General features: G+C 63.3%; 10 protein-coding genes and 2 riboswitches. Of the genes, 6 read left to right on the forward strand and 4 right to left on the reverse strand.

Going from position 1 to position 12,668, the window contains the following annotated elements; all coding sequences use genetic code 11:
* Positions 1-17: 17 nt before the first annotated feature.
* Positions 18-716, reverse strand: a complete 699-nt coding sequence (locus E1742_RS04975) for a phosphatase PAP2 family protein (RefSeq protein ID WP_134383829.1) — start codon at positions 714-716, stop codon at positions 18-20.
* A 437-nt stretch (positions 717-1,153) separates the two neighbouring features.
* Between E1742_RS04975 and E1742_RS04980 the strand changes: the two genes are divergently transcribed.
* On the forward strand, positions 1,154-1,348 hold the full coding sequence (locus tag E1742_RS04980) for a hypothetical protein (RefSeq protein WP_134383830.1): 195 nt from the start codon (positions 1,154-1,156) through the stop codon (positions 1,346-1,348).
* Positions 1,349-1,445: 97 nt separating this feature from the next.
* Here E1742_RS04980 and E1742_RS04985 read toward each other — a convergent pair whose 3' ends face one another.
* Complete coding sequence (locus E1742_RS04985) at positions 1,446-2,006, reverse strand: ATP-dependent Clp protease proteolytic subunit (RefSeq protein ID WP_134383831.1); 561 nt, start codon at positions 2,004-2,006, stop codon at positions 1,446-1,448.
* 200 nt (positions 2,007-2,206) lie between these two features.
* Positions 2,207-2,291: riboswitch (glycine riboswitch) on the forward strand.
* A gap of 23 nt (positions 2,292-2,314) precedes the next feature.
* Positions 2,315-2,412, forward strand: a riboswitch (glycine riboswitch).
* Positions 2,413-2,496: 84 nt separating this feature from the next.
* Between E1742_RS04985 and gcvT the strand changes: the two genes are divergently transcribed.
* The 3 genes from gcvT to gcvP all read left to right on the forward strand — a co-directional run bounded on the left by gcvT (position 2,497) and on the right by gcvP (position 6,991).
* Complete coding sequence (gene gcvT / locus E1742_RS04990) at positions 2,497-3,615, forward strand: glycine cleavage system aminomethyltransferase GcvT (protein WP_134383832.1); 1,119 nt, start codon at positions 2,497-2,499, stop codon at positions 3,613-3,615.
* Between the two features lie 48 nt (positions 3,616-3,663).
* A complete protein-coding gene (gene gcvH, locus E1742_RS04995; protein ID WP_134383833.1) occupies positions 3,664-4,047 on the forward strand; it encodes a glycine cleavage system protein GcvH in 384 nt (127 codons plus the stop codon).
* A 61-nt stretch (positions 4,048-4,108) separates the two neighbouring features.
* Entirely contained in the window at positions 4,109-6,991 is a 2,883-nt protein-coding gene (gene gcvP / locus E1742_RS05000; RefSeq protein ID WP_134383834.1) for an aminomethyl-transferring glycine dehydrogenase, read from the forward strand.
* 30 nt (positions 6,992-7,021) lie between these two features.
* On the opposite strand, the gene E1742_RS05005 is transcribed toward gcvP, so the two are convergent.
* Both E1742_RS05005 and E1742_RS05010 read right to left on the reverse strand, forming a co-directional pair.
* On the reverse strand, positions 7,022-8,044 hold the full coding sequence (locus tag E1742_RS05005) for a hypothetical protein (RefSeq protein WP_134383835.1): 1,023 nt from the start codon (positions 8,042-8,044) through the stop codon (positions 7,022-7,024).
* Positions 8,041-8,775: a hypothetical protein gene (locus E1742_RS05010; RefSeq protein ID WP_134383836.1), complete on the reverse strand. Its 735-nt coding sequence runs from the start codon at positions 8,773-8,775 to the stop codon at positions 8,041-8,043. Before E1742_RS05010 ends, E1742_RS05005 begins: the two co-directional genes overlap by 4 nt.
* A gap of 137 nt (positions 8,776-8,912) precedes the next feature.
* On the opposite strand from E1742_RS05010, the gene E1742_RS05015 reads away from it, so the two are divergent.
* Together E1742_RS05015 and E1742_RS05020 are read left to right on the forward strand one after the other, a co-directional pair.
* Positions 8,913-12,152, forward strand: a complete 3,240-nt coding sequence (locus E1742_RS05015) for an nSTAND1 domain-containing NTPase (protein ID WP_134383837.1) — start codon at positions 8,913-8,915, stop codon at positions 12,150-12,152.
* A gap of 120 nt (positions 12,153-12,272) precedes the next feature.
* Positions 12,273-12,641 carry a hypothetical protein gene (locus tag E1742_RS05020; protein WP_134383838.1) on the forward strand — a complete coding sequence of 123 codons (369 nt, stop codon included), beginning with the start codon at positions 12,273-12,275 and terminating at the stop codon, positions 12,639-12,641.
* Positions 12,642-12,668: the final 27 nt, after the last annotated feature.

A 12,668-nucleotide genomic window follows, 5' to 3' on the forward strand; every position in this document is an offset into this window, starting at 1 on the left:
AGGCGGATCGCCGGGAATCAGATTGCGAAGCGCGGCGCCACCACAGGCTGGCCCACTGTGTCGCGCGCAGGACGGCGCGCATCGTGCGAGGGCCGCGCCTTGTCCTGGCCCAGCTTCCAGGCACGCTCGATCGGTGCGGTTCGTCCGGACAGCTGCAACGCCAGCTGCTGCACCCAGCGCTCCGTGTGCACGGGCTCCGTGAACGGCATGACGAGCATGACGGGCATGCACAGCGCCAGCAGGACGCGGCCGACAGTGGCCGGATGCTCGCTGCGGGCCTGGAAGACGAAGCCGGCGGCCACGGCAAAACCGACGGCGCCGCCCAGCACGACTTCGGACATCGAATGCGCCAGCACAGGCAGTCGCGAGAAACTGATCAGCAGTGCCAGTACGGTGCCTGCACCCAGCGCGACACGGCGCGCGGGCGAGCCCATACGGCGGACCGCCAGGTAGAAGACGACCGGAAAGACGGCGCAGGCACGCATGGCGTGGCCGGACAGGCCGGCGAACTTCATTTCCGGGATGCCGATGCCCCAGCCGACATAGGCCACCTTGGTCGCTACCACCAATGCCATCCCGGCGCCGAACATCAGGCACCACGACAGCGATAGCCGCCACGAACGGCCGGCCAGCAGCCAGACCGCGATGGCGATGCCCAGCGGCCCTGTTACCGAAATGCTTCCCAGCGCCGACAGCGCGCTCCATCCACTCATCATTCCTCTTGCCTTTCGCTCCGCGACACCGCTCACCGGCGGCCCTATTCATTTTTCCCGAACGTTGCCGGTACTGCAGGATAGTGCGTTTACATTAAATGCCGATTAAACCCATCCACAGCCACGCTCCTGGAACTAATCCGCGATGTTGCATCTATTCTGGCATACCTTACCGTATGGCAACAGTACATTCTACCGTCCGCGCGTCTCAGCTCCGTCCCTCTGTTGACTCGGACGCTGATGAGGCGCCAAAGGCCGCAGAAGGCCTTGTCCTACATGCCAGGACGGTAAATTCCGATATTTTTGATCTGAGCAAAAACGCATGATTTCAGCACCGACATCTGCAACCGCACCTTGTGGCGCAATGTCGTTGCCGTCTGACCCGGCCCGATGCGGCTGCGGCGGGTGACTTTCTCCATCAACTGAAAAGGAACAGCAAAATGGCCTCGAATCAGAAAAGCGGTGGCAGCAAGCAGGGTTCATCCAGTGGCGGCAACAAGCAGTCCGGGGATCAGGGTTCGCGCTCCGGCGCCAGCTCGGGGGGAACGCAGGGCGGCACGCACGAGCAGCACGTGGAGGCCGGCCGCCAGAGCCACAAGAACGACGGCAAGAAGTCTTCGTCGAAAGGTAAATAAGGGAGCGTTGCCGAAGCAGGACCGGATCCCACAGCGCCGAGGGCCTGGACAGGAAAACCTGCCAGGCCCTCTTGCATGCGCAGTATCCAGGCGGCGCTCAGATATTGGTAACGCGCTTGCCCTTGGGCGGGCGGAAGTCGCGCACCTCGTCGATCAGGTTGACCTTGGCGGCATCGCGCGCGGTCAGGTGCAGGTCGGAATAGGCGTGCACGGCCCAGTGCTCGTCCGACAGGTTAACATTCTTGCGCAGGATCGATTCCGTGCGTGCGTCGTCGGCCTGCAGGCCCTCGACGATGATGCGCAACGCATCCGGCCGCGCCCCCGAAGGCGCGCTGGCGTGCGACTTGTGCACCATGAAGCGCGCTGTCTCGCTGGCATAGCGCTCCTGCCCGGCCAGGAACAGGATCACGGCAATGGACGCCACGGCGCCGCCGTTGTAGGTGACGACCCTGATCGGCAGGTTGCTCAGGTAATTGTGAAGGCAAAGCCCGTCGCTGACATAGCCACCGTTGGACTGGATCAGGATATGGGCGGTCTCGACGCCATCCTCCGTCATGTCGGCCACGGCATCGAACACGCGGTGCACCATATCGCTGTTGACGTCGCCCGACAACGTGAACCACGCCGCCCCATCCAGTTTTTGCTTGTCTTCGCTCATAGTTTTTATACCTCTCCAAATGGTGGGTTGCATTCTAGCGCAGGCGGTTTTTTTCGGACGCACGACCGGAAGCCGGCCGGAATGCAGTCGGAGCGGGCCGGTGCAGCGATTCCTCGACAGTTACACCGTCTGCCCGAACCCGTGAACCGCACCACAACCCCTGCCAGATTGACACCCCCTGCCAACTGACATATAGTCCCGATCCTTGATCGGGAGAGCGCAGCCATGCTGCCGCCGAAGGGGCACTACCCAAAAACTCTCAGGCAAAAGGACCGGTCAGGGGCGCAGCGCGGCGATTGTCGAGGCTGCGGTCAAACTCTGGAGAGCGGCTGCCGGGCAGCCCACCGAAGGGGCGTGCGGTCACTCTGGCCGCTATCTCTCAGGTACCGAGGACAGAGGGGTAACGAATCACCGTGGACAATGCTGTCGGCTTACGCTTTCGGCTTTTGTTTGCTTGTGCCGTTAACCCTATAACCGGTCCGAGGAAGTCATGACGCTCAAAGCAACTCCACTCAACAACGCCCACCGCGCCCTTGGCGCCCGCATGGTCGATTTCGGCGGCTGGGACATGCCCGTCAACTACGGTTCGCAGATCGAGGAACACCATGCCGTCCGAACGGACGTCGGCATGTTCGACGTGGCCCACATGTGCGTTGTCGACATCCGGGGCGCGGACGTGCGCGCCTTCCTGCGCCGCCTGCTGGCCAATAACGTCGACAAGCTGCAGGCGTCCGGCAAGGCCCTGTACTCGTGCATGCTCAATCCCGAAGGCGGCGTCATCGACGACCTGATCGTGTATTTCATTTCCGAAGACTGGTTCCGTCTCGTCGTCAACGCCGGTACGGCCGAGAAGGACGTGGCCTGGATGAACGCGCAGAACCACGCCTGGGGTACGAACCTGACGATCACGCAGCGCCGCGACGGCGCCGATGCCATGGCGCTGATTGCCGTGCAGGGTCCGAACGCCCGCGCGAAAGTATGGGTAGTGATCCCGCAGGCGAAAGACGCCACGCTTGACATGAAGCCGTTCAACGTGGCGCTGGTGCCGGGCACCGCATTTGGCGAGGCGATGATCGCGCGCACCGGCTATACGGGCGAGGACGGCTTTGAAATCGGCGTCGCCGCGACGCAGGCCGAAGCGCTGTGGAACGCGCTGGCCGCCGCAGGCGTCAAGCCGGCCGGCCTGGGCGCGCGCGATACGCTGCGCCTGGAAGCGGGCATGAACCTGTACGGCCAGGACATGGACGAATCGGTCAACCCGCTGGACGCGGGCCTGGCCTGGACCATCGACCTGGTCAGCGAGCGCGATTTCATCGGCAAGGCCGCGCTGCAGGCCAAGGGCCAGAACGCCCAGTTCGTGGGCCTGATCCTGCGCGAAAAAGGCGGCGTGCTGCGCGCGCACCAGAAAGTCATCGCCGCCAATGGCGATACCGGCGAGATCACGTCCGGCACGTTCAGCCCGACAATGCAGCAGGCCATCGCACTGGCGCGTGTGCCAACCGGTGTGCAGGTTGGCGATACCGTCCATGTCGAGATCCGCGACAAGAAGCTGGCGGCCACTGTCGTGAAGCTGCCTTTCGTCCGTAACGGTAAAATCCTCGCTGCGTAAGAGCTGTTTGCGCGGGCCATCAACAACAACACCCCTTTTGGAGCACACATGAGCAATATTCCTGCAGAGCTGAAGTACACCGAGTCCCACGAGTGGGTACGCCTGGAGTCCGACGGCACCGTCACGGTCGGCATCACCGAATTCGCGCAGGATGCGCTGGGCGACATCGTGTTCGTCGAACTGCCGAAGGTCGGCACCAGCTTCACCGCCGGCGACGATGCCGCCGTGGTGGAGTCGGTCAAGGCCGCCTCGGACATCTACTCGCCGCTGTCGGGCGACATCACCGAAGTGAACGAAGCCGTCGCCGGTGCGCCGGAATCGATCAACGCCAACGCGTACGACGCCTGGCTGTTCAAGCTGAAACCTGCCGACGTGTCGCAGCTGGACGGCCTGCTGGACGCAGCCGCCTACGGCAAGACCACCGCCGCCTAAATCTTCGCAGTACCGGGCCGGCGCCATGCCGGCCTTTCTTCTTTGGCCCAAGAGATCTCCCATGACCCGCACCAGCCTGACCCAACTCGAAGCCCGCGATGCGTTCATCGCCCGCCATATCGGCCCGGACACCGCCGAACAACAGTCGATGCTCGACACGCTGGGCTACGCCTCGCGCGCCGCGCTGATCGACGCCATCGTCCCGGCGCACATCCGCAACAAGAGCGCCCTGCCCCTCGGCCAGTTCTTCGAGCCGAAGCCGGAACAGGAAGCGCTGGCCGTGCTGAAGGGTCTGGCGAAGAAGAACCGGGTGCTGGCCTCCCTGATCGGCCAGGGTTACTACGGCACGTATACGCCCGGCGTCGTGCTGCGCAATATCTTTGAAAACCCGGCCTGGTACACGGCGTACACGCCATACCAGCCGGAGATCTCGCAGGGCCGCCTGGAGGCAATCCTGAACTTCCAGCAGGCCATCGCGGACCTGACGGGCATGGGCATCGCCAACGCTTCCATGCTGGACGAAGGCACGTCCGCGGCCGAAGCGATGACGCTCATCCTGCGCGTCGGCAAATCGAAATCGAAAGCCTTCTACGTCGCCAACGACGTGCTGCCGCAGACGCTGGAAGTGGTGCGCACGCGCGCCGAGCCGCTGGGCATCGAGGTGAAGACGTTCGATCCGGCCGAACTTGCCGGCGTGACGGACGCCTTCGGCGTGCTGCTGCAATACCCTGGCGTCGATGGCGCCGTGCGCGACTACCGCGCCGATGTCGAAAAGGTCAAGGCCAACGGCACGATGGTGGTCGTGGCGGCCGACCTGCTGGCGCTGACCCTCCTGAGCCCTCCGGGCGAATGGGGCGCGGACGTCGTCGTCGGCAACAGCCAGCGCTTTGGCGTGCCGCTCGGTTTCGGCGGCCCGCACGCCGGCTACATGGCCACGCGCGACGACTACAAGCGCTCGATGCCGGGCCGCCTCGTTGGCGTCACCGTCGACCAGCAGGGCAACACGGCCTACCGCCTGGCACTGCAGACGCGCGAACAGCACATCCGCCGCGAAAAAGCCACGTCCAACATCTGCACCGCGCAGGTGCTGCTGGCCGTGATCGCGTCGATGTACGCCGTCTACCACGGCCCGCAAGGCCTGAAGAATATCGCCCAACGCGTGCACCGCTATACGGGCGTGCTGGCCGGCTACCTGCGTACGCTGGGCTACACGCTGACCAGCGAGTCGTTCTTCGATACGCTGACGATCCGCACCGACCGCGCCGAAGCGCTGCATGCGGCCGCCGTCGCGAACGGCATCAACCTGCGCAAGATCGATGCGCAGCACGTGGGCGTGTCGCTGGACGAAACCACCGACCGCAACACGCTGGCCGCGCTGTGGAACGTGTTCGCGGAAGGCAAGGAAGCGCCGGACTTCGCCGCCGTCGAAGCCAGTGTCGAACAGGCCTTCCCTGAATCGCTGGCCCGTACCAGCGAGTACCTGACGCACCCCGTCTTCAACCGCTATCACAGCGAAACGGAAATGCTGCGCTATCTGCGCAGCCTGGCCGACAAGGACCTGGCGCTGGACCGCACGATGATCCCGCTGGGCTCCTGCACGATGAAGCTGAACGCCACCAGCGAAATGATCCCGGTGACGTGGCCCGAGTTCTCGAACATTCACCCATTTGCCCCGGACGACCAGACCGTCGGCTACCGCGAAATGATCGGCCAGCTGGAAGACATGCTGTGTGCGGTCACGGGTTATGCGGCCGTTTCGCTGCAGCCGAACGCCGGCTCGCAGGGCGAATATGCCGGCCTGCTGGTGATCCAGAAGTACCACCAGTCGCGCGGCGAAGGCCATCGCAACATCTGCCTGATCCCGTCGTCGGCGCACGGCACTAATCCGGCATCGGCATCGATGGTCAACATGCAGGTCGTGGTGACCGCCTGCGACGAGAATGGCAACGTCGACCTGGCCGACCTGAAGGCCAAGGCCGAGCAGCACAGCAAGAACCTGGCGTGCGTGATGGTCACGTACCCGTCCACGCACGGCGTGTTCGAGGAAGGCATCAAGGAACTGTGCGACATCGTGCATTCGCACGGCGGCCAGGTCTACATCGACGGCGCCAACATGAACGCGCTGGTCGGCGTGGCCGCGCCGGGTTCGTTCGGCGGCGACGTCTCGCACCTGAACCTGCACAAGACGTTCTGCATCCCGCACGGCGGCGGCGGCCCCGGCGTCGGTCCGATCGGCGTGGGCGCGCACCTGGCCGAGTTCCTGCCGAACCAGCGTTCCACGGGCTACGCCCGCAACGAGAACGGCATCGGCGCCGTCTCGGCCGCAGCCTTCGGCTCGGCCTCGATCCTGCCGATTTCGTGGATGTACATCGCCATGATGGGCGGCGAGGGCCTGACGGCCGCGACGGAAGTGGCGATCCTGAACGCCAACTACATCGCCCGTCGCCTGGCGCCGCACTACCCGGTGCTGTACTCCGGCCACGACGGCCTGGTCGCGCACGAGTGCATCTTGGACCTGCGTCCGCTGACGGATGCCACCGGCATCAGCAACGAGGACGTGGCCAAGCGCCTGATGGACTTCGGCTTCCACGCGCCGACGATGAGCTTCCCGGTGCCCGGCACCCTGATGATCGAGCCGACCGAGTCGGAATCGAAGGCGGAGCTGGATCGCTTCATCGATGCGATGATCGCCATCCGAGGCGAGATCGCCAAGGTGGAAAGCGGCGAGTTCGACAAGGCCAACAACCCGCTCAAGTTCGCGCCGCACACGGCCGAAGTGCTTACGTCCGACAACTGGGACCGCAAGTACAGCCGCGAAACGGCCGCCTACCCGCTGCCGTCGCTGCGCAAGAACAAGTACTGGCCGACCGTCGGCCGCGCCGACAACGTCTACGGCGACCGTAACCTGATGTGCGGCTGCGCACCGATCAGCGCTTACGAGTAATCTTCGCACCGCCCATGGCGCCGCCGCTATCTAGATAGTGGCGGCGCCATTTTCATTGGTGGGTAGCGAAATCGCCGTCTGTTCCAGCAGTGCGCCATGCACGTCGTGGCGCGACAGCGTCAGCGTGTCGCCGTGCAGGGTGGCCATGTGCAGGATACCGTCATCGGCCAGCATCGGCACCGCGCGCTGCGGCGTCAGCGGCGCCGGTGTCCGCCACGCGCCGCCCGCCGGGCGCGATACCAGCCATAACGCGTCGTCCCCATCCGCATAGATCAGATATTCGCCGGCCTCGCTGCGTGCGTTCCAGACCAGCCGCGCACCCGCGACGTCGGCCACCCGTTGCGGCACCGGGTTGTTGCCCCGGTAGACGACGATCGATGCGCCGGCCGCGAACACGTCCGGCACATTCGGCATGGAACCTGCCGCCAGCAGCACGCTGGCCGTGGCGGCGGGCAGGTGCGGGTAGGCCACGTCTACCTTCCAGCCGGCCGTATCGAACGACGTGAAACGCAGCGCACCCTCGCGCAGCGTCCAGGCGCCCGGCAGCCGGTAGCTGCCGACGGCGCATGCGCCATCGGGCAAGCGCAGCGGACGCAGGCCCTGTGCCGGCGTGGCCGCGTTGCCATACCACGTCGCCGTTGCGCCCTCCGCCGTCGCACCAACGAGCAACAGCGGCGGCGCGCCTTCCTGCAATGGCCCGAACGCGAGCCGGGTGACCTGCGCATCCGCCGGCAGTCCGGAGCACGGTGCCAGGCTCTCCGGCCAGCCGTCCGTCCGGGTGGAGGCAACGCCGGTGGCGACCAGTATCGTGCCGTCCACCAGCGCCAGAGCGACGGACAGCGTGCCGTCGACGGCCTGGCGGATGTCGGCCCGGGTGACGGGCCCGGGCAGGCCGATGGCTTTCCAGGCGCCTGCCCGCAGCAGCAACAGCCGGCCGGCCGCATCGATCACGAAGACCAGCGGCTGCCCTGACCCGTCGCGGACGACGAACAGCGGACGACCCGGCATGGCCTCCGGGTACAGCGTCATGTGGGCCATCAGCGCCTGCATCATTGCGGATCGACGTATAGCGCCGGCTCGATCGCGGCGGCGAGGCGGCTGACCAGGTAATCCTGCACGGCCGACAGGCTCGCGCTGCCGTGGTCCCACGCATGCGTCAGCCGCGGCAGGGGCAGCAGATGCGCCAGCGGGTCGGAAGCGATATAGCCACCCGACTTGCCTGCGTCGGCCACCGGGGCCGACTTGCGTGCGCGGCTGATCAGATTGACCCGGCCATTGGCGTCGGCGATCAGCTGCAGCTGCAATGCCCAATGCAGCGTCACCCGCGCCCAGCCCCGCCCCAGGTCCGCCTGGCGCCCCCGCCACAGGCGCTGGCTGACGGCATCGCGCTCGTAGCGCATCAGCGATCCATAGATGTCGACCGTAAGGCGCGGCACGCCCGCCATGTCCGGCTGCTCCGACACCGACACGCCGTATTGCACGTCCTGCTCGGACTCCCGCTCATGGGTGACGTCGCCCGGCTGTTGCCACTGAAGCAATACGTGATCGCCATACAGCCAGCCATTGGGCGTGCGCACGAAGCGCGCCCGCAGTCCACTGTTGCTGGCATAGACGCCGGACTTGTCGTTGATCGCACCGCGCCCGGTGGCAACCGCACCCGGCGGCAGGATCTGCGCGTAGTCCGGTGTCGCGTTGAGCCGGTCCTCCAGTGGATCGATCAGCAACGGCTTCAGGTAGCGTTGCGAAAATACTTCATTACTGGAAAAAGAATTTAATTCGGGCATTAATTTTCTTGGGGAAATGTTAAGATTGCTGTTCGTCAGTTGAGCCGCACAGTAACGGGGCTCGCGGGTGCGCGCCTTCCGGAAACCTTCCGGAAGAGCTAAGTTGTTGAATTCTCAGGGTTTATATTTCAAGGGGTATGGGCACGATGGATGGGCGCGGATTCCGCTTCGGCGACTGGCAGGTGGACGTGGGCGGCAATTCGCTCAGCCACGGCGACGCCAGCGCCACGCTGGAACCGCGCGCAATGGACGTGCTGCGCTACCTGTGCCGTCATCCGGGCGCCGTGATTCCGGCCGAGGAACTGCTGCAGACCTGCTGGGGCACGGCGGAGCTGGGCGACAATCCCGTCCACAAGGCCATCGCCCAATTGCGCCGTGCGCTGGGCGATTCCAGCACCGCACCGCGCTATATCGAGACGGTGCGCAAGCGCGGCTACCGCGCCATCGCCGCGGTCGTCGAGCTCGATGACGGGGCCGGCCAGTGGCAAGGCGGCTCGCCGTTCCGCGGGCTGGAAGCGTTCCAGGAAAGTCACGCGGCGATCTTCTTTGGCCGCGTGCAGGCGACCCACCGGCTGCGCGAAACGGTGCTCCGACAGGTCGCGGACGGCTGCCCGATGGCGCTTGTGCTGGGGCCTTCCGGCTCGGGCAAGACGTCGCTGGTGCGGGCCGGCCTGCTGCCGTCGCTGGTCTCCGATCCGGTCGCCCCGTCCTGTGTGCTGCATATGGACTGCGCCGACCTGGCGGGCAGCGACCTGTTTGGCGCACTGGCCGCCGTGCTGGTGGATGCCGAATGCGATGAGCACCGGCTGTTCGAAGGCAGCAGCGCCGACGCGCTGGGCCGGCGCCTGCGGGACGAGCCGGACGCGGTCGCCGCGACCCTTGGCACCGGCGCGTCAATCCGCATCGCGATCTTTGTCGACCGGCTGGAAGCGATCTTCCGCGCACCGGCAACGACGGACGCGGACCGCGCCCGCTTCGTGGGCCTGCTGCAAATCCTGGCCCGCGCCGGCACCCTCGTCATCCTCGCCTGCCGCAACGATTTTTATCCCGCGCTGATCGCGCTGCCGGAGCTGATGGCACTGAAAAGCCGCGGGGGTCACTTCGACATCGAACCGCCCGATGGCGCCGACATCGCGCAGATGGTGCGCCAGCCCGCGCGCGCCGCGCAACTGACCTTCGAGCACGACGCCGCCACGGGCGCCAGCCTGGACGACGTGCTGTGCGACGCCGCCCGCGCCAGCCCGGACGCGCTGCCGCTGCTGCAGTACTGCCTCGACGAACTGTATCGCCAGCGGAGCGACGACGGCACTTTGCGCTTCGACGTCTTCCGAAAGCTGGGCGGCATCGAAGGCGCGCTGGGCGTGCGCGCCGAACAGATCGTCGCCGCCTTGCCGGCGGCGCAGCAGGCCGCCCTGCCCCATGTGCTGTCGCTGCTGGTGAATATCGGCGAAGAACAGAACGCCGTCACGGCACGCCGTCCCGCATGGTCCGCGCTGACGCACGAAGCGCAACGTGAGCTGGTACGCGCATTGGTCGAAGCCCGCCTGTTCGTCAGCGAGCTGACGGGGGAAGTGCCGACCTTCGGCGTCGCCCACGAAGCCCTGCTGCGGCGCTGGCCGCGCGTCGTCGAGTGGGTCGAACGCCATCGCCAGTCGCTGCAGATCCGCACACGCGTCGCCGCGCAGGCCGAACGCTGGGCCGCCGCCGGCCGCCCGCGCGACCTGCTGCTGCCGGCGGGGATGCAAACCAACCAGGCGCGCGGGCTGCTGGAGATTGCCGACCTGGCGCTGTCGCAGCAGGAGAAGGATTACGTTGGCGCCTCGCTGCGGCGGGCGAAGCTGGGTTCACGTATCCGCATCGGCGTGATGTCCGTGATTGCGCTGCTGGCCGTGCTGGCCGGAGTGCTGGGCTTTACGGCGCGCTCGGCGCAGAAGGAAGCGGAGCAGCGGCGGGCGGATGCCGAGGGGTTGATGAGTTTTATGTTGGGGGATTTTGTCGATAAGCTGCGGCCGTTGGGGCGGTTGGATTTGCTGGATGACGTCAGTGCCAAGGCGCTGGGATATCTAACGCAATCTGAAGCGCATTTAGAAAATCGCGGTCGATTGGAACACAAGGCGAGAACGCTACAGTTAATTGGGGAACTCAGTATTTCTCGAAGCAAACCTGACAGTGCAAAAAAAGCGCTTCTGGAAGCGAAAGAGATTTTTGAAACGCTATTAGTGGCAACTCCGAACGACCGAAGCTTACTGAAGGCAATAGGAGAAAACGCCTTTTGGCAAGGCAAAATTAGTATGGACAGATCAGATTGGGCGGAGGCAACCTCTCATATGCGCCGATATCTCACTGTCGCAGAGAGAGTTGTGCAGTTAGCGCCTCAGGACCCCGATGCACAGCTAGAGCTTTCCTACGCGCTCAATAATCAGGGCACGGTGGCAATGCGGATCGCAAACTTTTCTGCAGCAACTTTGGCTTTCTCTAGGGCTATTGAGATAAAGAAAAAACTTCTTTTACAGCAACCTGATAGCGAAACGCTCAATATCGATTTATCGAACAGTCTATCTTGGCAAGCGAAGGCTAGTGCGGCGCTGGGTACCTTAGAAGAAGCTCGTCTGTTGTACATACAAGAGTACACCCTGCTACGTAAACTGTTGGATAGAAACCCGAACAACTCAGATTGGCGATCACGTTTAGCATCTTCGCTGTCGAACCGGGCAGACATCGAACAAGCGTTAGGATACGACACGGCAAGTCAGGCCCTTTTCAGTGAAAGTACACAGTTGTGGGAAGCGCTCGTTAGGAGTGACCCAACAAACGTGACGTGGAAAAAAAACCTAACAGTACTCCTTTACAGCAAGCTACAAAGCCACCCACAATCTGACGGCTCTTTGACAATATTAAATTGGCGATCACTACTTACTCGGATCGCTGAACTGAAGGCTGCTGAACCATCGAATCTGACGCTAATAAAACTTATGGTCAGCACACATTATGCCATGGCAGAGTATTATTTTGAGAGGCGGGACATTGCAGCAGCGAGAACCCAATTAGAAGCAGCGGCACAGGCCGTTTCTGGAACGCAAACGAAGGTGAAAAATGATCTTCGAATACTATCCAAACTTGCCCAAGCTCGGATATTGGATGCGGAGATCAGCCGCCTTGAGGGAAATTATTCTGAAACTTTGAGCAAGTGCGCTGATGCGAAGGGACTTCTCCTTCCTGTCCGGAACAAGATTTCTGATCTCTTTGTCCTGTCAGTGTACGTTAGAACATTCGCCTGCTCAGATAATCTGTCAGAGGTGACATTGGATGTTGAACACCTGAAAAGAATGAACTATCGCGAAACCCGCTACGAGAAGTACATGTCGCTTCACCATTAACGAAAGGTATGCTATGTCCAAGAACTATCCCATCACCCCCACGCAGTTCATCAACATCTTTGTTACAGCCATCCCAGAACCAGACCCTCAATCGGGGAGTTACGATATAAGACCACATTCATGCCGGATGTTGTGCGGGTTGTTTTACCGGACACCGTAATCAATTATCAGCTCGTTGCTCCGACCCCGGCAGGCGTCAAAATCGATACTGTGACGATCTTGCCGGACAATTCGCAGCTCAGCGCACCCTCTATTGGGCGAAGTGGTAGGATCGCGACCTTCAGTGATGCTAACACCACTTCAGAAACGCTGAACATTACGCTGCACTTCATCGATAATGTCGGTGTTACCTTTGCAGTCGACCCAGAAATTCGCAACGATCCAGAACCAACCTTTGAACGCTCAACTTATGTCGATGGCGCAACTGATTTGTGTTTGTCGGTAGACCCGGAAGAACCTAATAACCCAGAGCCGATAAAATTTGCATAGGGATCGCCATACGAAAGCGGTGGCGAC

This window comes from Pseudoduganella plicata (assembly GCF_004421005.1).
GTDB classification, from domain to species: Bacteria; Pseudomonadota; Gammaproteobacteria; order Burkholderiales; family Burkholderiaceae_D; genus Rugamonas; species Rugamonas plicata.